The organism is Pseudomonas sp. TWI628 (assembly GCF_039673865.1).
Lineage (GTDB): Bacteria > Pseudomonadota > Gammaproteobacteria > Pseudomonadales > Pseudomonadaceae > Aquipseudomonas.
Map to the genome: position 1 here is coordinate 186,556 of NZ_JBDJMM010000001.1, position 20,194 is coordinate 206,749.

A 20,194-nucleotide genomic window follows, 5' to 3' on the forward strand; every position below is an offset into this window, starting at 1 on the left:
ATGTCACTCCGGGCGCCTTCAACAATAAAAAGAGCCGCACTTCAGGAGATTCACGACATGAGCCAACCTGTTATCCATCCCGTGGACGAAGTACTGCCTGCGCGGCAGCTGTTCACCTTCGGCCTGCAGCATGTGCTGGTGATGTACGCCGGTGCCGTTGCCGTGCCACTGATTTTGGGCAGCGCCCTGGGGCTGACCCAGGCCCAGGTGGTGACGTTGATCAATGCCAACCTGCTCACCTCGGGTGTCGCCACCTTGCTGCAAACCCTCGGGCTATGGCGTTTCGGCGCACGCTTGCCGTTGATCCAGGGCTGCTCGTTCATTGCCTTGGCGCCGATGATCATGATCGGCAAGGCGTTCGGGCTACCTCACGTGTTCGGTGCGGTGATCGCGGCCGGTGCGCTCACCATTGCCATCGCGCCGCTGTTCAGCCGTTTGCTGCGGTTCTTCCCGCCAGTGGTGATCGGCAGCCTGATCACCGTCATCGGCATTTCGCTGATGCCGGCTGCGGCCATCTGGCTGGGGGGAGGGCAGCCAGGTACTGCGGACTTCGGCAAGCCGGCCAACCTGATGCTGGGCGTGGCCACGGTGGCGCTGACGCTGGTGATCCACGCACGGTTTCGTGGCTTTATCGGCAACCTCAGCGTGCTCCTGGGGCTGATTGCCGGCAGCGTGGTGGCCGCGGCCTTTGGCATGACCGACTTCAGCCGGGTAGCCGGTGCCGCGTGGTTCGAGCTCAGCGCGCCGATGGCGTTCGGCGTGCCGCAGTTCTCCTTCACCCCGGTGCTGATCATGCTGCTGGCGATGCTGGTGATCATGGCCGAGACCACCGGCAACTGCCTGGCCATTGGCAAGCTGACCGGCAAGCCTACCGACCAGCGCACCCTAGGCAACGCGTTCCGCGCCGATGGCCTGTCGACCCTGCTGGGGGGCCTGTTCAACAGCTTTCCTTACAACGCGTTCACGCAAAACACCGGCCTGATCGCGCTTTCCGGCGTCAAGAGCCGCTTCGTGGTCGCCGCAGCGGGCGCCATCATGGTGTTGATGGGGCTGTTCCCCAAACTGGGCGCGCTGATCGCCAGTGTGCCGACGCCTGTGCTCGGTGGCTGCGCCATCGTGATGTTCGGCATGACCACGGTGGCGGGCATCCAGGAACTGGCCCGCGTGCGCTTCGAGGGCACCCGCAACGGCCTGGTGGTGGCGGTGTCGGTCAGCATCGGGGTGTTGCCGATGTCGATGCCGGCGCTGTTCGAGCATGTCAGCGGCCCGCTGAAGCTGGTGCTGGAAAGCGGGATCTTCCTTGCCGCCGTCAGCGCCATCCTGCTCAACCTGCTGCTCAACCGTGAACCCGAACCCAGCAGCCAGGACGCCATCGATACCCCCCTGGCCCAGTGAGCCTGTATTTTCCGGCGCGCCAGCTGGCGCGCTTTCAACTGCCGTTCAAGGAGTAACAGCCATGACGTTCACCCGCCCCGGCGCCGACCTGTCCGAGTTGGACCTGGCCCTGCTGCGCGAGTCGATCCGCCTGTCCGAGCAATCGCGCAAGGACGGCCGCCACCCATTCGCTGCCCTCGTGGCCGATGCGCAAGGGCAGATCATCGCCAGCGCCGGTAACAACTCCATGCCGCCGGAGGGCGACCCGACCCAGCATGCCGAGCTGGTCGCAGCGGCGCTCGCCGCCAAGCGGCTGACCCCGGAACAACTGGCCGGCTGCACCCTGTACACCAGCGCCGAGCCCTGCTGCATGTGCGCTGGCGCGGTGTACTGGACCGGGATTGGCCGGGTGGTCTATGCGTTGTCGGAGCACGCCCTGCTCGGGCTGACCGGTGCGCACCCGGAAAACCCCACCTTTTCGCTGCCGTGCCGCGAGGTGTTTGCCCGCGGTCAGCGCACCGTGCAGGTGCATGGCCCGGTGCTTGAGGAAGAGGCCGCGGTTGCTCACCAGGGCTTCTGGGCATGAACGGTGGCGTCTCGGTGCATGTTGTCGACATTGCCAGCGGGCTTGCCGCGCAAGGGCTGCGCCTGAGCATCGGGTTAGCGGGCGGCGCGCCGATCGCGCAGGGCATCATCGATGCGCGCGGCCAGTGGGCGGGGCTGGCTGAATTGAACGCGCTATTCGGGGTGGGCGTCTATGAAGTGCGTTTGCAGGTGGCCCGGTTTTATCGTGAGACAGGTGCGCAGCTGCCTGAAATACCCTTTCTGGATGAACTGGTGTACCGCTTCGGTATCGGCGATGCGCAGGCGCACTATCACTTGCCATTCAAGATCACCGCCTGGGGCGTCAGTTGCTTTCGCGGTGGCGCTTGAACGGGCGTGTGGGCATGCCTGATGACTAAATCAGCAGCGATTCATCCTCTTTCTGCTGCTACCAAGCGCTGCATGGCTTATCCTTGCGCCACGCAATCAACGTAGAAGCAGTGAATTAACGATGGGTTTTGAACAACTAGCTGAGTTACGTGACCGCCTGCGGTCTGAAAAAGAGCAGCAGGCAAAGGCCGAAACCCCGCGCCCTGCCAAGCGCAAGCCCGCCCCGCAGGCCAAGGCGCGTGAGCAGGACCCGGCGGTGGAAGCCATCTGGCCACTGCAGAAGCATTTCCCGTTGGCCTTCCCGGTCAACCCGGCCCCCAAGGTGCCGCTCAAAGAGGGCATCTTCAAGGATGCCGAGCAACACCTGGAGCTGCTCGGTATCACCGTTGAACAGCTCAAGCTGGGCATTTCGACCTGGTGCCGGGGCAACCGCTACTGGGCAAGCATGGTGGAAGGTGCGCCGCGCCTGGACTTGAATGGCCAGCCCGCAGGCGTTGTCACCGCCGGCCAGGCGCTGTATGCCAAGCAGCAGGCTTCGCGGCAGCGTGGCAAAGGCCGCAAGGACCGTGCGAAGGCAAAAGCGGCGGCCCCGGCCCCGGTCGCCGAAACCGCAGTGGAACAGCCTGCGGACTGAGCCCAGTCGCGCTCGGCCCTGCGCCATCGAGTTTGATGGCGTTGGGGCCTGGGCGTCTGCCCGTCAGGCTGCCCCCTTGGCCTGCTGCTCCAGGTGCACCTGCAACGCCGGGTCAATCTGCAGCGCGCTGGCCAATTCATCAAGGTAAGCCCGCTCAGCGTCCTGCTGGTCATCCACCAGCATCACGCTGGCCAGGTACATTTCCGCGGCCATGGCCGGGTCTTTCGCTGACTGCGCCACCTCGGCCGCGTCGAGTGGCTTGCTGACTTCTTCATCCAGCCATTGCTGCAATTGTGGGTCGCTGGTCTGACGTTTGATTTGCGCGTAGATCAACTGTTCTTCCTGCTCATCGATGCGCCCGTCAGCTTTGGCAGCAGCAATCAGTGCGCGCAAGATTGCATGGCTGTGATCCTCGGCCTCGGGGCCGGACAGTTGATCGACCGTACGCACCGCCTGTTGCGGGGCTGCCGCCTGGTTGCGCTGCCAGCTTTGGTAGGCCTGGAACGCCATCATGCCCAATGACGCCAGCGCCGCGTAATTGATGCCACCTGCGGCGCGCCCCTGGGAAGCGCCGCCAGCGCTGCTGCCACTACTGCCACCCAACAAGCCGCCCAGCAGACCACCAAGGCCATTGCCGCCGCCCGTTGCGCTACCGCCGCCAAGCAGGCCGCCCAGCAAACCACCCAAACCGCCCAGGCCATCTTGCGAAGACATGCCGCCGCTGCCTTGTTGCGCTTGTGAATTCTGCCCGGCCCGAAGTAGCTGTTCGAGTAAGTCACTGGTGTTCATGGCGCTAACCTCGATCGGTAGTCGTTGCCCAGACAAGCAACGATAGTCCTCTGAAGGCGATGCGCCATGACCGTCTGGCTGACGGACCCTGGCGGGCATCGAGCGGAAATGGATTGGGAGCCCACGCAAATCTGCAATAGGATGGCCCCCCTCAACCCACATTGCGCAATGGCAGCAAGCCTATCCATGGAACGAAAAGCAAACCTGTCATCCGCGTCTGACTGGGTCATACGCAGCGCCACGCCCGGCAGCGTGGAGCGTATCGAGGCGTGGTTTGGCGGCCATGGCTACGACCCACATCGGCACGATACCTACTCGATAGGCCGAACCCTTGCCGGCGTGCAGAGCTTTCACTACAAGGGGGCGCTGTGCCACGGCGTGCCGGGCAACACACTGGTGCTGCACCCGGACGAAGTCCATGACGGCATGGCCGGCACGGATATCGGCTTTCGCTACCGGATGGCCTACATCGACCCTTCGCTGATCCAGAACGTGCTCGGCGGCGAACCGTTGCCTTTCATTGCCGGCGGACTGTCCAGCGACCCGCGCCTCTATCGCGCCAGCGAGGCCTTCGTGCAGGCCCTGGATCATCCTCTGGAAACACTGGAGGAGCAGGACGCCGTCTATGACTTGGCAATGGCGCTGCGTGCAGTCGGCGGCAAGCCACGTGGCCGCAAACGCCTGGACTACCGCTCGGCCGAGCGCGCCAGGGCGTTCATCATGGAGCACCTTCAGCACGGCATCACACTGGAAATGCTCGAACAGGCCAGCGGGCGTGAGCAATGGAGCTTGTCTCGGGACTTCCGGGCGCTTTACGGCACCAGCCCATACCGTTTTGTCACGCTACGGCGGCTGGACTGTTTTCGCCGGCTGATCCTGGATGGCTTCACCCTGGTCGATGCCGCCCTCGCTGCAGGCTTCCACGACCAGAGCCACATGACCCGACACTTCACTCGCACCTACGGCGTGCCGCCGCTGCGCTGGCTGGAACGCTTGCGGCCTGCCCGCTGACTTGCAGGATCGTACAAGAGACGCGTGCTTTGCGTTCGATAGGCTGATCGCTCTAACAGCAGAGGATCTGTCATGACCGACTTACACCCGCAACACCCATCGCAACCTGTGAACTTGGCTCACAAGGCTGCACTGATCGAGCAACAGTGGAGCCCAAGGGTGGTCGCGGAAATGAACGACTACCAATTCAAGGTCGTGCGCATAGAAGGGGAGTTCATCTGGCACTCGCACCCCGAGACCGACGAAGCGTTTCTGGTGCTTGAAGGCACCTTGCGTATCGATCTGCCAGAGGGCTGCGTGTATGTGCAGCCGGGTGAGCTCTATGTCGTGCCACGGGGGGTAGAACATAGAACGGCGGCACAGGCGGAAACGAAACTGATGATGATCGAGCCACGAGGCGTTTTGAACACCGGTCATGAAGGAGGGGAGCGAACGGCGGTGAATGACGTCTGGATCTGAGTTGACGTTGTATCGATGTGCGCTTTGGAGCGATAGCGGTAGCTCACGACCTGACGGTGCATGCCTTGGGTTTTGTGCGGTGCTCGGATGTGTTCGCCGCGAAATACTCAGCGCCTATGAGATCGAGCGCCGCCCGCGCGGTGCATCGCGGATAAATCCGCTCCTATGTATGGACTCGCCCACACTGACTAGCTGCTTTTGAACATCGGAACCCGGTTGCATCTATGTATCAGGCCTGTTCGAGGAAGCTTTTTGCTTCTGGCCAACATTGTGGTGAGCTCGCGGAACCGTATTCGGAGCCAAGGGTTTATACCCGTATGAAGAGGTTGTGGATTTCATGGTTTTTGAAACACTGGAGGAGGATCGTCGCTTTGGGCTGATGGTTACCACTGGGTACAAAGCCGGCCTACCGCTGATAATGCTGCCTGCGGAGAGCCATGCAGGATGCCTGGGTCTCAGCAGGGAGTGGGTTGTGGCAAACTGGGGCAGGTGGATCTATCCGGACTGTGAAATCTCGAAGGTCCTTGTGATTGATGGCTATGAGCCCGGCTCACACGCCGGGTTGTTTGATTGACTATCCGAGCCATTGAGTGGTTGGTGTCGTCCCCGTCATGGCTTGACTGCAACCGAAGTACGTACCGAGGTGTCAGTGGCAACCCTCCGTTTTGGGAATTCGATTCATGCAGACAACTCACCTCGACTCATTGCGCACGGCTATCCGGGAGCGGTCTGTGGTGGTCCCCTCTCCGTGGATACGTACGGCTACATTTGCCGTTGCGGGCTTGATGGAAGTCGGCTTCAGTCGTGAGTCTGAACATCTCCTCATAGTTTCCAGCTCTGGCCGAGGTGTCATTGATTGCGTGCGCGGGGAGAAGATTGCGAGGGATTATTCGGAAGAGCCGAGAACTGACCGCTATCTGGAGTGCCAAGGCATAGGTCCGCTTTCGGGCAAGTCAATTCGCATGTCCGGTATGAGTGGTGGTGGCCTCGCATCAGGTACTGTAGATGGGTGGGTCACCGAAACCGTCTGTCTGGATTGGCCCGATCATCATCTGCTATTGGTTGAACCAGGTTCCTGGTTGTACGGCGCACGTTACAACCGCCCATCGAACTTTCATAAATTGGCCATAGAGAGCGAGTTGAGAGCCTTCGGTTTCTCGTACTCAGGACTGACCTTGGTCATAGCAACCGCCAGCGATGTAAGCATCTTCCGACGTGAGCACGCCTGACATCGCTAAACGCGTAAACCTGTGTTGGATGCATCCCCCTTGGACACTGGTTTCTGGAATTGATGAGAGACCGCTGTCGCCCCATTGCAGTCGTTTGGCATGTGGCTAAAATCGAGCAAAAATATACGGCCATCGATAAGTGAGATTTGATGTTTACCTGCCCATGCTGCGGATATGGAGTCTTCGAGGCCCCCCCAGGGTCATACGAAATCTGCCCAATTTGTTTCTGGGAGGATGACGTCTTCCAACTCTACTACCCTCACCAGAAAGGTGGCCCGAATAGATGTAGTTTGATTGAGGCGCAGGTGAACTTCTTCCAATTCGGTGCCTGCGAGCGAGGCATGTCGAAGAATGTGCGAGTGGCTAGCCATGGCGATGTGCGGGATGGCGAGTGGTTCCCTCTCTGGGCTCGCCGAGTTGATATCCCAGATGCCGAGTCCGGCAACCAACATTCTCAACATATGCAATCGAAGTACGACCTCTACTATTGGCTGCGGACCTAGCAGCGTGAATTGGCGTAAAAAGTCCGCTTTGGATCGATAGCGGCCATTCAGGACCGGCTGCTTTCGACCCATGGCGGTCAGTGGTTGCAGACCTTTTTGGTCAAATCACTTTTACCGCGCGGCCAATGAACTTAACCGGCCCCGTCGGCAGCCCGGTAGGTGAACCGCTGGATTTCTCCAGTGTAAGCTCGAACAACTGGTTGGCCTCCAGCGGTGGTAGGCTCTGCAGCGGGACACGATAGGGCTCTCCGGGCTTGACCAGGCCCAGTGAAACTGGTGCGCGCCACTGTTCTCCCTTGGTCCAGAACTGAAGGGCCATGCCTTCGGGGACAACATCGTGGCCAAGCGGAATCAACTCGATCATGCGGCTGTCGCTGGTCTGCACCACCCAGCCGGCGGTCTGGCTGCTCGGTGCCACCAGTACCACCACGAATTGAGTGGTGGGCGCGGGCGCAGTAAGCAATGTAAAGGCCAGGACCGCGCTTGCAGCCAGCCCCGCAGCACTCAGCCCTTGCCACAGGCCGAGGCGTCGCCACCATTTGACTCGCTGTTGTACGGCGGGTGCGGCCAGCTCACTCAGGCTGCGCTGGATACGGCCCCACAGGCGAGCGCTTGCTGGTTGCGGCGCAGCCAGCGCGGTCAGCTCCAGCAAACGTGCCTCCCAGGCATCCACGGCGGCGCGCAAAGCCGGATCGCTGCCCAGGCGCTCAATGACTGTGGCATGTTGCTGTGGCGACAAGGTTCCCAGCACATACTCGCCGGCGAGGCTGTCCACTTCCTCGGCGGTATCCGGCTTCATTCCAGGCACTCCCGCAATGCCTTCAGGCTGCGCTTGATCCAGGCTTTGACAGTGCCCAATGGGGCCCCAAGCAGCCCGGCGATCTCGGCGTGGCTGCAGCCGTCCACATAGGCGTGCAGGATGCAACGCTGCGGTGCAGGCTGCAGTTTTTCGAGGCAACGGTAGATCTTCGCCGAACCAGACCAGAGGTCAATTTCATCCAATCCCCCGTGCAATGCAGGCGTCGTCTCCATATCGGCTTCGTCCAGCACCGTTTCACGGCGTGAATCGCGGATCGAATTGAGTGCCAGGTGGCGAGTGATGCTGTAGATCCAGCCGCGCGCCGAGCCGCGCGCAGGGTCGAAACTGGCGGCGCGGGTCCAGATGCGAATAAAAGCATCGTGGACGATGTCTTCCGCGTTAGCGTGGTCACGCGCGATGCGCCGGGCAACGCCCAGCAGGCGCGCGCCTTCGTGGTCGTAAAGCGCCTGCAGGGCGCGCCGGTCGCCCTGTGCGCAGGCCTGCAGGCAGCGGTGAAAGTCGAAGGGAGCGACAGGCGAGTTCAACGTGTGCAGCTTCCTTGAGTCATGCAAGGTACCCCGGCCATCCAGCCGGGGGCTTGCCAACGAGCGTAGATGAACAATTGCAAGGTGTCTGCTCAAGTGCGTCTTACTTGGCTGTCCAGAACACATAGTCGGCCTGGTACTGGACAACCTGCTTGGCACCTTTGTTCTGCGCCGTGCAGTCGCTTGCCGGCGCCACGCCGCCGCGGGTGGCCAGGCGCTGGATATAGCTGACTCCCTGCATGGCGCCGTTGCCTTCGGCCGGATTGGCCTTGACCAGTTGATAGGGTATGGCCCCCTTGTCTGCAGGTGCCACCGCCAGCTGGATGCCGGTGACTTTCGATCCGTCCTTGGCTTGCCAGGTGGCGGGCGGGCCGAAGTAGTCGCCCACTTGTTTGCCTGCGCGGTCATTGAGAACGGCCTTGGGGCCGACGAAGGTCCATTCGGTTTGCCCGGGGGTGTTGGCTTTGTCGCGGCACTCATAAGTGATCTCGCCGACGCCCACGGTCTCGAGCAAGACGCGATGGCCATCGGGGACCTTGACCGCCTCTGGCAGCGCGGATTGTGCGTGAGCGGGTTGCAGCGCCAGGGCGAGGCAGCAGGCGAGCAGGCAGGCGGAGGGTTTGAGGCTCATGGGTAGTGCTCCTGACAAGACATTTGGCTGGGCAGTCATAGGCCACCCATAAGCAATACCCGCGAACGACCGGACCAGATGCACTGAAAGGAAAAAAAGTTTTTGCCTGTCAGGGCCAGCGGCTAACGACCCAAAGCTGCCAGTGAGTGCTGCATAAAACGGAGGTACTTCTGCGACCCGCATGAATTCATTCAGCCTCAGCGCACTATGAGTTCGTCAGGAAAATAAACACCCATAGAGCCGTTGGTACGTACTCCTAGCACCATACCGGCCATGCTCTGCACCACTGTCTGCCCGCCCTCTATGAACGTTTTGCTGCGTTGATCCAGGGCTTGCACGCCCAGTGGCAGGCTAAATTGCATCTGGCCCTGATCACAGCTGACCTGGACATCGGCCGGATAGTGAATAGCACCGAAGGTGAAGGGCTGGTTTGCGTAGCCTCGCCACCAGTGCCCATCCCCATATGGGCGATCCAGAACCATGATCAGTGAGCGCAATTCGATCCCCAGTACCTTGACCGGGCTCTCCTCGGACCTAGCCTCCCAACTAGTGGTATTGCTGGATACCGTCACCGGTCCAGGCCAGACGATGCCGCCCAGGTCTGTACCTGGCGCCAGCGTGCATCGACTCATCTTCCATTCGGAAAAATTGAAATGAGCACCGAACGGAAAGTCGAACTCGATCTCCCCAGGCTCACATTTCCATCCTGCCAGGTCATGGGCCGACAGGGTCTCGACCGTCGCGAATCCATGGCCCTGCGCCAGTTTCAGACGACGCACAGGCATGCCCATGATGTGACCTGCCGTGCGGTCGAAATCAGCATGATCCAGGCTCTGCATGCCATAGGGCACGGGATCGCCGGACAGGTCGTTGAAAGGCTCCAGGTTTTGCAGATGGACTCGCGTCCCGGCTGGAAGCACCAAATCACCGAGCACTTCCTCGTGTTCGAGGCGGGGATTGTGCGAACGCCAATCCTGCCAGAGGCTGTTGGTGGACTCGATGTAAGGCACACTGCCGGCTGCCAGCAACATCAGCAACAAACCGAACCTCCAGCGCCGCTCCACCATATAACGACGGCTTCGCGGAATCAGGAGGGCGATCAGGCCAGCGATGAAAAGCCAGAGAAATACCTCGGAAAAGATGTAGATCATGTAGCCGAGCAACATGAGCGGCATATCGACAGGAATCATGGACGTCCTTGTGAACCCTTATGTCAACGTCGCAGAATAGACCAGTTGGCAGTGATGTCCCAAGCCCGATCATAGAAGGATATTCCACGGCATGACGCCCGACGACGCATTACGATTTACCCGCACGGTCGCTGGCCTTTCGATCACGATCGTAATCGTGGGCACGATCCTGGCGGTCTACGTGATGCAATCGCCAACCACTTCCCCTGTCAAGATCTCGAGCATCCTTGCGCTCGCCACCCTGGGGCTCACCAACCTGATTTCAATGATATTGAACGCGGTTTACTGGTTTATCCGGCGGGAGCCAAAATGGCTCTTGGTAATGCTCTTAGTTCAAGCCGGTGCGGCAGTTGCCACGTTAATTCCATTCTTCTAACCGGTTCCTTTCTTCGGCTGAGCAGTCTCAACACGGAGCGAGCCCGTAGCGCCATACTGCCAAGGAGGCAATCTCCATGAAACTGACAAATTTCTGGAAGCACGTAGTGTGCATTGCAGCAATCGGCTGCGGTGGTTCAAACCATGCGGCAGCGTTACCACAGGGATGGCAGATCCGTCCGCCTGCCGCCGAAGACCTGGAACGTGCGCTGCCCTCGGCTTTGCAGTCGCTCGAATTAGCCAAAGACGGGCGCAGGCTTGCAAGTGTAGAAATCGTCGTGTACCTGCCATACACCCAGGTTATGCCGATAGTCGCTGCGGCCTTGAGGCAACTTGGCCCCGTGGACGACGAGGTAGCTCAACAGCCGTTGTCGCGCCTTAGCGACGAGTGGGGCGAGGTACTGCTGTCGCGTCGACCCGACTTGGTGAAGAACCTGGTCGCTCAGGTCGTTCTACCCAAGCTGCAGCAGGATGTCCGCGACGGGGCGTTGGCCAGTTCCGAAATACCCGATCATGTTGCGCGCATCGAAAGGACTTTACGCTTTCAATCCGGCAACGAGAGCATGGCGCCTTTGACGGAGCAATATAAGCACTGGCACGGTAGCGTGCGACGCACTCAAGGCGCACTTGGGCGGAGTACAAGTGTCCTCGTCGCCAACGTGAAGCAACTTGACGCTGTTTTTGGGCAGCCTGCCAGCGCAGTCTACCTGACGCGAGTCGACGAGTTCCCCAACCCTAAGGCCAACTTCACCGGCCGGCTGCGAGAACTGGTCAAACTGGATATTTTCAGCCCTACCGCCCCAGATCGGTTGCATCGGCAAAGTGTGCCTCAGGAACTATTCAGCCCGGTCTACGACGCGTTGAGTGCACTGCCCAAGGCCAATCTGCAACTGGGAGCAAAGCCGGAACAGTGGCGCGCGCCTGCAACACAACCTCCGCTGGTTAGCGAGCCCAAACTCACCCTTCCGGACAGCCAAGCGCAGATACTCCAGGCAGCCGCCGTGCTCGCTGCGCGCAGCACGGACAAATTCACCGTATTGGCCGATGACAGCGTTTTGCTATACCGCGACTACCCACGCGCACTGCTTTACTGGTCGCCAGCCACGGGTGGCGAGCCGCACGAGGTCTGGACGTCTGCGGGGAGTTACAGCAAGTCGCAATTGGCCCGTGATGTCAGTGGGGCTTCGGCGTACCTGGCATTGGAAGGTCTGGTCATTCGTTTTGACGCGAAAAGCACAACGGTGGCCACCCACCCAGTGGCCTACGACACACCCGACCGGCTGGGCTACGACTACATCGACTACGTGCATGACGGAGATGGCGTACCGCTGACTTACCGCCACAACTATCGCGGCAATCGGGATACGCTGGAAATGTGGGAGCCGGTTGCGCAACCCGCTGGCGATGGCAGCGTATGGACGTATACGCTGCGCTATGCCTCCCCACGCCAGGACATCATGAAGGGGCCATCGCGGACCAACAGCCAGATCAAACCCGTACATTGGGATGGATTGATGCCCACCGCATGGGTTGAAGACCTTTACGGGCTCACCGAAATCGACGGCAAAACGGGTCATGTCCTGCGCGTGGTGAAGCTGCCTCGGCGTTTTGGTGAGGTCGACTTGCGTGATGACAGCGGCATGGCGCAGTGGACGCCGGAGCCATTTGGTTCGGCCAAAGGTGGATGGATTGCCGTCGGCTTCGTGTTGATCGAGGGCCAACGGCGAAAGCCTGGCCTGCATGTTGTCGACATAGCCAGTGGCAAGATTCGCTATTCGCTTACACTCCCGGGGCAGGACTCACTGGATACCGCAGTGGGGTCGCCAGACGGTCGACTGCTGGCAATGGGCACCGGCGGACCTGAAGATGCGGTAGTGCTATGGAACCTGCAAAGCGGGCGATCGCTGATACTGAAAACCGGCGACGCCAAATGCAGTGGAATTAAGCAACTGCAATGGAGCCTTTCAGGGAAACAACTGTGGGGGCGATGCTCGAACGGCCTGATTGCTTGGAATGTGCCGGGAAGTTCGTGAGCCTACTGAAACATCTCCTAGGCTGGACGGTCCGCAATGGGTTGACAGCTGCCGCTCGCGAGTGACCGCAATCGACCCATAGCTGCCCTCCGCGAAGGGCGGCTGTAGGCCAAAAGCGGGCGTTCGATTTTGGCGAGGTCAGATCGAGTGCTGCTGACCTGAACGAGAAGTGCGCGCTATCGATTACTCTGGATTAAAGCGCGCCGGGGTGGGGATTTGCCAGGCGGGTCTCTTGTCATCCTGACTGTCGAAAGCGCGACGCGCCTTGCGGAATTCCTCGGCGTTTTCGACCACCCACATCCAAACGGGGGACATCCGAACCAACAGTTCCATACCCAACGGCGTCAACGCGTATTCGACGCGCGGCGGAATTTCCCCGAACTCCCGTCTAAGCAGTAATCCATCTCGCTCCATGGCGCGTAGCGTCTTGGTCAGCATTCGCTGAGTCACCCCAGTCATCTGCCTTTTTATCTCGGCGTGGCGCATCGTGCCGTACACGCCCAAGGCATGCAGGATGCCCAATGACCATCGGCTACCCGCGTGAGCGAGGACTTCCCGCCTGACGCCATCATCATCTTCTCGGAGCGTTTGGCAGATAGCTTCTGCCTGGCTCAGAGCGTCCTGATTGGTCATTTATTCCTCCTAGGTATCACACGTGTGCCTTCTTACGAGTACTGCCTGATCATGCCAGCATTCGCTCATGTTATAGGCATTACGCCTCAGGAGAAATCATGACCGAAGCAACCCCGCTTGCCCCTCAATCCATCCTTGTTCTCGGCGCTGGGGAACTTGGTCTCCCGGTTTTGCGCAATCTCGCGCGGGTGGCCAAACGCGCACCTGGTTCCCAAATCAGCGTTCTTCTCCGGGAGTCGACCATCAACACCCAGACCCCGGAGAAAAAGGCCGAAATCGACGAGCTTCGTGGGCTGGGCATTCAGATGGTCGCTGCGGATCTGGTGAACGATTCAATTGAACAGCTAGCTGAAGTGTTCGCCCGGTTCGATACTGTCATAGGCTGTGCCGGCATGGTCGCGGGTCGAGAAACTCCCATGAAACTGGCGACAGCAGCGCTAAGGTCGGGCGTGAAGCGCTACTTCCCGTGGCAGTTTGGCGTGGATTTCGAAGTGATCGGTCGGGGCAGCCCCCAAGATCTTTTCGATTCTCAACTCGATGTACGCGAGGCGCTTCGCGCGCAAGACAAAACCGAATGGGTAATTATCTCGACGGGCATGTTCACCAGCTTCCTTTTCGAGCCCGTTTTTGAGGTCGTCGACTTCGACAATGACACCGTTAACGCTCTCGGCAGTCTTGAGAACAGCGTGACGCTCACCACACCAGACGACATCGGGGCTCTCACGGCGGAAATCGTCTTCTTCGAACCTCGCTTGCGCAACGAAATTGTCTATCTCTCAGGTGACACGGTGTCGTATGGACAAGTCGCGAACATCCTCGAACATGCGCTGGGTCGTCCGTTCAAAACTAACGTGTGGACTGTTCCGTACCTGATGGATGAGCTGCGAAAAGACCCCACCCATCACATCAAAAAGTACCGTGCGGTATTCGCACAGGGCAGAGGTGTGGCATGGCCTAAAGCGGGAACCTTCAACGAACAGCAGTCGATTCCAGTAACCACAGCTGAGCAATGGGCTCGGGCGAACCTTGGGGGCAAGTGAGCGCGACGACAGATAGCTGACATGCCGAGAAACGCCTCGGCTCGACAGTGGACGCTGATAACCGGGGTTGAACGTTTAGAGGACGACAAGTTATCTAGATTTTCGGGCTACGAAAGTCCGTCTGCGCTGGCCCGCACCTTTCGTCGCAAGGTGGGCGCAAGCCCGAGGGAATGGCTGCAGCAGAACACGGCATGAGACCTAACAGGTCTGCCTGTTACGGCAGCGCGCGCGGGCCTTCGTCCCGCTTGGGAGCAGCTACAAATGCTCCCGGAGAAAATCGACGAACGCCATCGTCCGAGCCGAGCGTCGTCGCTCGCGGCTGAACACGGCGCTGACTGGCAGCGCGGTGGTCTGGTAATCGTCGAGCACGCTGCGCACGTTGCCCTGCTGGACGTCTGCTGCGAACAGCCATTCCGGAGAGAGGGAAACGCCCAGGCCGCTCAGAACCATCCCACGTATGGCCTCGCTGCTGTTGCTGGTGACGTTGCCCTTGATGGCGACATCGAGCGCTTGCGCACCGCAGGTGAAGTGCCAGCGATCGTAATGCTCCAGCAGGGTGAAGGCGATGCAGTTGTGGTTTGCAAGGTCGGCGGGCTCGCCTGGCAGGCCGTGGCGATCCAGATAGATGGGCGCGGCATAGACCCGCCGCGTGCTGGTGCCCAGAGAGACGGCCACCAGCCCCTCGCTCTTGACCACCCCGATGCGGATCGCCAGGTCGATGTTTTCCTTGAGCAGATCCTCATTGTGATCGCTCAGGCGCAGGTCGATCCGCACATCGGGATGGCGCTGTAGAAAGGTCCCAAGCAGTGGCGCTATGCACAACCTTCCGTAGCTGACCGGTGCGGCGATTCGCAGGGGACCGGCAATTTGCTCTTGGCCACTGGCGAAGCTGCGGGTGGCGCTGTCGAGCTGGCCGAGAATTTCCTGGCAGTGCCTGTAAAAGCCTTGCCCCTGGTCGGTCAGGGCCAGAAGCCGGGTGCTGCGGGCGAACACTGGCCCGCCCAGATACTGCTCCAGCGCACGGATCTGCTTGCTCACCGCAGGCTGCCCCATGCTCAGTTCGCGCGCGACCGCCGAGAACGAGCCACGCTCCACGACCCGCACGAAGATGCGCATGCTGTCGAACAGGTCTATCGGCATTAGGCCTCTTTGAGGAATGAGTGATATGCGAATTTAGTTTCTTATCAGAATGGATAAGACGGGGCAACCTGTAAGCGTCCATTCATTCAGAGGTGCCCGTCATGAATCAGACCATGCTTGCCGCTATCGCCGAGTCCGCCCAGGCCCCGCTGGCCGTCCGCCACATGGCTCGCCCTGTTCCTGGTAAGGGGCAGGTCTTGGTCAAGGTTCACGCCGCGGGGGTCAACCCGCTCGATACCAAGATCGCCACTGGCGCGGGAACACACGCCCGCCAGGCACTGCCGGCGGTGCTCGGTCTGGACCTGGCCGGCACGGTCGTCGAGCTGGGCGCGGCGGTCGAGGGCTTCACGCCCGGCCAGGAGGTCTTCGGCATGGCCGGCGGGATCGGCGGTGCTCAAGGCACCATGGCCGAGTACATCGCCGTGGATGCCCGATTGATTGCGGCAAAGCCACATGTGCTCAGCATGCGTGAGGCCGCCGCTTTGCCTTTGGTCTTCATCACCGCCTGGGAAGGCTTGGTGGATCGCGCCAATGTCCATGCCGGCCAGCGGGTGCTGATCCATGGCGGTGCGGGAGGGGTCGGCCAAGTCGCGGTGCAACTGGCCAAGGCGCGCGGTGCCGAAGTCTACGCCACCGGTTCGGCGGCGAATCTCGACTTCATTCGCTCGCTGGGCGCCACGGCAATCGACTACCAGACGCAAAGCGTGGAGGCCTATGTCGAGCAGTACACGGCCGGTGAGGGGTTCGACATCGTTTATGACACCGTGGGTGGCAGCACGCTGGATGCGTCCTTCCAGGCCGTGAAGCCTTATACCGGACACGTACTGAGTTGCCTCGGCTGGGGCCAGCACAGCCTCGCGCCGCTATCGTTCAAAAGCGCCACCTACTCGGGCGTGTTCACCCTGACGCCGTTGCTCACCGGCACGGGGCGCGACCACCATGGGGACATCCTGTGCGAGGCGGCTTTGTTGGCCAATGCCGGGCAGCTGACCATTCGAGTCGATCAGCAGCACTTTGCGCTGGCAGAGGTTAACGAGGCATTTCGCCAGGTCGCAGGAGGTCGCAGCAAGGGCAAAACGGTCATTCAATTGGTGAGTGAATAGGTCTTGGTGTTCCAGGGCTCCATCCGTACAAACAGTTAGAAGCGTCCACTTCTGGCCGATAGCTGTCCTCCACGAAGGGCAGCTGGGTCGAGAGCAGCCGCTCATCACCGGTTGCTTGTGACCAGCGGCGTAGCGCTGAGCGTAGGTGCCATTCTCGTTGCTCCAGGCGAATGAACGGCCAGTCACGCCCGACGCTATTCCTTCAGCATCGACCACGGTGACGCCCGCAGCATCTCCCAGAGCGACGCCCCCAGCCACGAAGGTTCACTGATGATTGCAGTCCCTACAGCCTTCCGGGGAATCATTCATAATCGGCTATCGAACCAGGACTGAAACGCCATGAATCCTTATCTACAAGAAGTCATAGACCTGCACGTACTGATCGAGGCGCTCTTCGCCAGAGGGGAGGGCCAGGTGCAGGCAATGATCGAGCGCTTCACGCCAGACTTCTCCATGATCACGCCTACCGGCTTGCAGATTTGCCGGCAGGATGTAGCCACCTTGTTCGCAATGCGTGCAGGTAGCCAGCCGGGGTTGACCATCGAGCTCTCCGGGTTGGAAACCTTGGCGCAATGGCCGGAGGGCGCAGTGGTCCGCTATCAAGAGACACACCTTCTGCCCGGCCAGGACGCAAAGACACGGCTCTCGACGGCATTGTTCAGCCTTCAGGGAGATCGCGTTCTGTGGCGCCATCTCCATGAAACCTGGGCGGCGTCATGAACGGGAGGCATGTGGCGTGGCTCTTGATAGGGCTGGCGATGGGGGCTTAGTCCAGAACGTTATGCAGCACCTCATAGATCAGACCTGAGGTAACTGCCACAAGCAGCAGGTCAGTTCCGGCTTGTTGCCACTCATAGCCATCGTAACGGGGAAGTCGGCCGATTAAACGGCTGTCCAGCTTCTTGGCGATCCCAGGTGGGAGAGGTTTGCCGCGTGCCAGATTCTTCTGGATACCTGGCGGTAAAGAAGGGCCTGGATTCCAGTAATCACGATTGTCATTGAGGATGACGCGCACCCCGCCCAAGTCAACGGAAGGCCCATTGTGCCAGTCGTTGCTGTTGCCCTGATGGCCCTGGTTTGCGTGTTGCCCACCCTTGTCGTGGCCTTTCCCTTTTCCGGGGTCTGCCAGCAACATCGGGCTTGCAACCAGTGCCAGAGAGAGGGCTACGGCGACATTCAACTTCCTTCTCATGGGAGCATTCCTTGATTTTTTATCCCACCACAGAATAGTCAACTTACTCGCGAAGGCAATGCATCTGAGGTAGCCAGCATTCTGTCGGGATTCAAGAACTTAAGTGCCTGCTCTCGGTCTGATAAGCACTTAAGCTCCCCCACGCGCCTCTGGAGGCGAATAACAATGAGAAAACCCCTGGTTGCTGTCTTTGCCTGCGCATTGGCACTCGGGATGACTGCATTCGTGCCCGCAGATATCTCACCTATTGGTTCCGCCTATGCCAAAGGTGGTGGCGGTGGCGGTGGCGGTGGCGGCGGTGGTGGTCATGGCGGTGGAGGTGGTAACGGTGGCGGGAATGGCGGCGGACATGGAAGTGGGCATGCAGGTGGTATGGGCGGGGCCAGCGGAAACGGCAAGAGCGCTGAAAGCGATCACGCTGGCAAGGCCACACGCGACCATGGTGTAAGCGGTAACCATTACGGGAGCTCGCGCAACAGTGACAAGGGTCACGGAACCACCACCTCGGGTATTGCGCACTCCAAGGACACTCGTGGTTTGGCCAAATCCACTGCCATCTCACGAACCACTCCAGGTGATCACAATTCCAGAGGACTATCCAACGCCGTCGAGTCCTCTTCGAAGAACGATCGATGATTTGACAGCTTCGATGCGGTACCAACCTTAGCGTACCCAAGAGCCCAGCTTATGCTGGGCTTTTTTGCTGATACGTTCTGGTAGGTACGGACTACGGGCCTGGCCTCTGGCAGGGGGGCCTGCCACAGGCCCAGCGCAGGCCTGGAAACTGATGACTCAACGCGCCATGACATAGGTACCAGGTGCGGGGCCCAAGGGCCGGTAATTGCGCGAACCAAGCTTCTTCGGCGCCACCCGGCTGTCGCCCGAGCGCTGCCCGATCCATTCGCGCCAGTGCGGCCACCAGCTGCCTTGCTGGCGCTCACCGGCGTTCTGCAGCCAGGCTTCAGGCGCCTCGGCAGTGGCCGGTGCCGCGTAATAGAACGACTTGGGGTTGCCCGGTGGGTTCACCAGGCTCTGCAGGTGCCCCGCATTGGACAGCACGTACGTAGCATCTTCGCCAAACAGCCGGGCGGTGCCGTAGCAGCCCTGCCAGGGGGTGATGTGGTCGGTGGTGCCGCCAACCACATAGGCGCCTACCTGCACCTGGCGCATGTCGATCGACTCGCCGGCAATCTCCAGGGCACCCGGGTTGACGTAAGGGTTCTGCTGAATCAGGTCGAGGTAGTCAGCGTGCAGCTGGGCCGGTAGCCGCGTGGTGTCGTTGTTCCAGGCCAGGATATCGAAAGCCGGCGGTTTGTTGCCCAGCAGGTAATTGTTGACCCAGTAGCTCCAGATCAGGTCGTTCGGGCGCATCCAGGCGAACATGCGGGCCATGTCCTGGCCGCTGAGCACGCCTTTGCGCCGGGAGCTGGCCTTGGCCGCGCGCAGCGCCGACGGCGTGTTGAACAGCCCCAGGTCGGTGTCGTCCAGCGCCGAGGGCATGTCGAGCACGCACACGGCCCAGCAGGTATTGGCGACCTTGTGGCCTTCGCCACGGGCCGCCAGCCAACCCAGGTAGGCCGCCAGGGTGATGCCACCCGAGCAGGAACCCCACATGTTCACATCCGGGCTGCGGGTGATGCTGCGCGCCACGTCCACCGCCTGGTCCAGGCACAGCGCGTAGTCGGCCAGGCCCCAGTCGCGATGCTCGCGGCTGGGGTTGCGCCAACTGATGACGAACAGGCTGACGCCGCTGTCCTGAATCCACTTGATCAGGCTTTTTTCCGGCGACAGGTCGATGGCGTAGTACTTGTTGATCTGCGGCGGCGACATCACCAGAGGCCGGGCATAGACCCTTTCAGTGGTGGGGGCGAACTGCAGCAGCTCGAACATCTCGTTGCGAAACACCACTTCGCCTTTGGCCGTGGCGATGTTTTCCCCAACCTTGAACGGCGCGCTGTCGACCTGCCTCGGGAGGCCGCGGTTGTTCAGGATGTCATGGCCGAATTGGCCCACGCCCCTGGCCAGGCTCATGCCGCCGGTGTCCACCAGCTTGCGCAGCGCTGCCGGGTTGGTCAGCGGTGAGTTGCTCGGTGCCAGGGCATCGGCCAGCAATGCTGCGATGAACCGCGCGCGGCTCTTGTCTTGTGGGGCAAGGTCGCTGGCCTCGATGAAGCCGGTCAGCTCACGTTGGCCGGCCAGGTAGCTCTGCAGCAGTGCGCGCAGGAAGGCGTTGGATTGCCAGGCTGGATCGGTGAAGCGCTTGTCCTTCGGGTCTGGCGCGATGCAGGAGCGGCCACTGGCGATGCTGCGCAGCGAATTCAGGTAGCCACCTGCATGAACCCCCGCCTTGAGCGGCGATTTGCCCACGGCCTTGAGCAGGCAGCCGGCCCAGCTGGCCAGGTCGGCCGGGCGCATGCTGACCAGCGGGTTGGCCGCTGGGGTGTGGTTGGCAGCGGCGCCGATCAACGCCTGCTGCTGAGTGGTGTCCGGGCGATCGGCCTGCTTGTGCGCGCGCGGGGAGGGGCGCGCGGTCTCGCTCTTTCGGGTGGATCTGCTCATGGCTGCTCTCGGGATTGCGGGC

General features: G+C 60.8%; 23 protein-coding genes and 1 pseudogene. 15 read left to right on the forward strand and 9 right to left on the reverse strand.

What is annotated here, in order from left to right; translation table 11 throughout:
- Nucleotides 1-57: 57 nt before the first annotated feature.
- The 4 genes from ABE528_RS00990 to ABE528_RS01005 all read left to right on the forward strand — a co-directional run bounded on the left by ABE528_RS00990 (nt 58) and on the right by ABE528_RS01005 (nt 2,941).
- Nucleotides 58-1,395 carry a nucleobase:cation symporter-2 family protein gene (locus tag ABE528_RS00990; protein ID WP_346651884.1) on the forward strand — a complete coding sequence of 446 codons (1,338 nt, stop codon included), beginning with the start codon at nt 58-60 and terminating at the stop codon, nt 1,393-1,395.
- 61 nt (nt 1,396-1,456) lie between these two features.
- Nucleotides 1,457-1,960 carry a nucleoside deaminase gene (locus ABE528_RS00995; protein ID WP_346651885.1) on the forward strand — a complete coding sequence of 168 codons (504 nt, stop codon included), beginning with the start codon at nt 1,457-1,459 and terminating at the stop codon, nt 1,958-1,960.
- Complete coding sequence (locus tag ABE528_RS01000) at nt 1,957-2,307, forward strand: hydroxyisourate hydrolase (protein WP_346651886.1); 351 nt, start codon at nt 1,957-1,959, stop codon at nt 2,305-2,307. The genes ABE528_RS00995 and ABE528_RS01000 overlap by 4 nt, the downstream gene beginning before the upstream one ends.
- A gap of 121 nt (nt 2,308-2,428) precedes the next feature.
- Nucleotides 2,429-2,941, forward strand: a complete 513-nt coding sequence (locus tag ABE528_RS01005; RefSeq protein WP_152958372.1) for a ProQ/FinO family protein — start codon at nt 2,429-2,431, stop codon at nt 2,939-2,941.
- A gap of 63 nt (nt 2,942-3,004) precedes the next feature.
- Here the strand turns inward: ABE528_RS01005 and ABE528_RS01010 are convergent, their stop codons facing one another.
- Nucleotides 3,005-3,730: a tellurite resistance TerB family protein gene (locus tag ABE528_RS01010; protein WP_346651887.1), complete on the reverse strand. Its 726-nt coding sequence runs from the start codon at nt 3,728-3,730 to the stop codon at nt 3,005-3,007.
- Nucleotides 3,731-3,916: 186 nt separating this feature from the next.
- Here ABE528_RS01010 and ABE528_RS01015 point away from each other — a divergent pair, with 186 nt between their 5' ends.
- The 4 genes and pseudogenes from ABE528_RS01015 (at nt 3,917) to ABE528_RS01030 (ending at nt 6,932) form a co-directional block, all read left to right on the forward strand.
- Complete coding sequence (locus tag ABE528_RS01015; protein WP_152958367.1) at nt 3,917-4,741, forward strand: AraC family transcriptional regulator; 825 nt, start codon at nt 3,917-3,919, stop codon at nt 4,739-4,741.
- Between the two features lie 72 nt (nt 4,742-4,813).
- A complete protein-coding gene (locus ABE528_RS01020) occupies nt 4,814-5,200 on the forward strand; it encodes a cupin domain-containing protein (protein WP_346651888.1) in 387 nt (128 codons plus the stop codon).
- A gap of 292 nt (nt 5,201-5,492) precedes the next feature.
- Nucleotides 5,493-5,774: pseudogene (imm45, locus tag ABE528_RS01025) on the forward strand (Imm45 family immunity protein); the annotation flags it as partial.
- An 804-nt stretch (nt 5,775-6,578) separates the two neighbouring features.
- Complete coding sequence (locus tag ABE528_RS01030; protein ID WP_152958364.1) at nt 6,579-6,932, forward strand: CPCC family cysteine-rich protein; 354 nt, start codon at nt 6,579-6,581, stop codon at nt 6,930-6,932.
- Between the two features lie 100 nt (nt 6,933-7,032).
- Here ABE528_RS01030 and ABE528_RS01035 read toward each other — a convergent pair whose 3' ends face one another.
- The 4 genes from ABE528_RS01035 to ABE528_RS01050 form a co-directional block, all read right to left on the reverse strand.
- Nucleotides 7,033-7,731: an anti-sigma factor gene (locus ABE528_RS01035; RefSeq protein ID WP_346651889.1), complete on the reverse strand. Its 699-nt coding sequence runs from the start codon at nt 7,729-7,731 to the stop codon at nt 7,033-7,035.
- Nucleotides 7,728-8,276, reverse strand: coding sequence for a sigma-70 family RNA polymerase sigma factor (locus ABE528_RS01040; protein WP_346651890.1), 549 nt, complete (start codon nt 8,274-8,276; stop codon nt 7,728-7,730). Before ABE528_RS01040 ends, ABE528_RS01035 begins: the two co-directional genes overlap by 4 nt.
- A 103-nt stretch (nt 8,277-8,379) precedes the next feature.
- Entirely contained in the window at nt 8,380-8,907 is a 528-nt protein-coding gene (locus tag ABE528_RS01045; RefSeq protein WP_346651891.1) for a DUF3455 domain-containing protein, read from the reverse strand.
- A gap of 197 nt (nt 8,908-9,104) precedes the next feature.
- A complete protein-coding gene (locus ABE528_RS01050) occupies nt 9,105-10,097 on the reverse strand; it encodes a hypothetical protein (protein ID WP_346651892.1) in 993 nt (330 codons plus the stop codon).
- A 91-nt stretch (nt 10,098-10,188) separates the two neighbouring features.
- Here ABE528_RS01050 and ABE528_RS01055 point away from each other — a divergent pair, with 91 nt between their 5' ends.
- Together ABE528_RS01055 and ABE528_RS01060 are read left to right on the forward strand one after the other, a co-directional pair.
- Complete coding sequence (locus ABE528_RS01055; RefSeq protein ID WP_346651893.1) at nt 10,189-10,473, forward strand: hypothetical protein; 285 nt, start codon at nt 10,189-10,191, stop codon at nt 10,471-10,473.
- 76 nt (nt 10,474-10,549) lie between these two features.
- The gene (locus ABE528_RS01060; RefSeq protein ID WP_346651894.1) at nt 10,550-12,505 is read left to right on the forward strand and encodes a WD40 repeat domain-containing protein; all 1,956 of its coding nucleotides are present in this window, start codon (nt 10,550-10,552) and stop codon (nt 12,503-12,505) included.
- A gap of 183 nt (nt 12,506-12,688) precedes the next feature.
- Here the strand turns inward: ABE528_RS01060 and ABE528_RS01065 are convergent, their stop codons facing one another.
- Nucleotides 12,689-13,138, reverse strand: a complete 450-nt coding sequence (locus ABE528_RS01065) for a helix-turn-helix domain-containing protein (protein ID WP_346651895.1) — start codon at nt 13,136-13,138, stop codon at nt 12,689-12,691.
- A gap of 98 nt (nt 13,139-13,236) precedes the next feature.
- Here ABE528_RS01065 and ABE528_RS01070 point away from each other — a divergent pair, with 98 nt between their 5' ends.
- Complete coding sequence (locus ABE528_RS01070) at nt 13,237-14,178, forward strand: aromatic alcohol reductase (protein WP_346651896.1); 942 nt, start codon at nt 13,237-13,239, stop codon at nt 14,176-14,178.
- A gap of 21 nt (nt 14,179-14,199) precedes the next feature.
- Nucleotides 14,200-14,373: an AraC family transcriptional regulator gene (locus tag ABE528_RS01075; RefSeq protein WP_346651897.1), complete on the forward strand. Its 174-nt coding sequence runs from the start codon at nt 14,200-14,202 to the stop codon at nt 14,371-14,373.
- A gap of 60 nt (nt 14,374-14,433) precedes the next feature.
- Here the strand turns inward: ABE528_RS01075 and ABE528_RS01080 are convergent, their stop codons facing one another.
- Nucleotides 14,434-15,312 carry a LysR family transcriptional regulator gene (locus ABE528_RS01080; protein ID WP_152957741.1) on the reverse strand — a complete coding sequence of 293 codons (879 nt, stop codon included), beginning with the start codon at nt 15,310-15,312 and terminating at the stop codon, nt 14,434-14,436.
- 107 nt (nt 15,313-15,419) lie between these two features.
- On the opposite strand from ABE528_RS01080, the gene ABE528_RS01085 reads away from it, so the two are divergent.
- Complete coding sequence (locus ABE528_RS01085) at nt 15,420-16,421, forward strand: zinc-dependent alcohol dehydrogenase family protein (protein ID WP_346651898.1); 1,002 nt, start codon at nt 15,420-15,422, stop codon at nt 16,419-16,421.
- Nucleotides 16,422-16,760: 339 nt separating this feature from the next.
- Nucleotides 16,761-17,141, forward strand: coding sequence for a hypothetical protein (locus tag ABE528_RS01090; protein WP_152957733.1), 381 nt, complete (start codon nt 16,761-16,763; stop codon nt 17,139-17,141).
- 46 nt (nt 17,142-17,187) lie between these two features.
- On the opposite strand, the gene ABE528_RS01095 is transcribed toward ABE528_RS01090, so the two are convergent.
- Nucleotides 17,188-17,613: an anti-virulence regulator CigR family protein gene (locus ABE528_RS01095; RefSeq protein ID WP_346651899.1), complete on the reverse strand. Its 426-nt coding sequence runs from the start codon at nt 17,611-17,613 to the stop codon at nt 17,188-17,190.
- Nucleotides 17,614-17,778: 165 nt separating this feature from the next.
- Here ABE528_RS01095 and ABE528_RS01100 point away from each other — a divergent pair, with 165 nt between their 5' ends.
- Nucleotides 17,779-18,249 carry a hypothetical protein gene (locus ABE528_RS01100; RefSeq protein ID WP_346651900.1) on the forward strand — a complete coding sequence of 157 codons (471 nt, stop codon included), beginning with the start codon at nt 17,779-17,781 and terminating at the stop codon, nt 18,247-18,249.
- Nucleotides 18,250-18,405: 156 nt separating this feature from the next.
- Here the strand turns inward: ABE528_RS01100 and ABE528_RS01105 are convergent, their stop codons facing one another.
- Entirely contained in the window at nt 18,406-20,172 is a 1,767-nt protein-coding gene (locus ABE528_RS01105) for an alpha/beta fold hydrolase (protein ID WP_346651901.1), read from the reverse strand.
- Between the last annotated feature and the right edge of the window lie 22 nt (nt 20,173-20,194).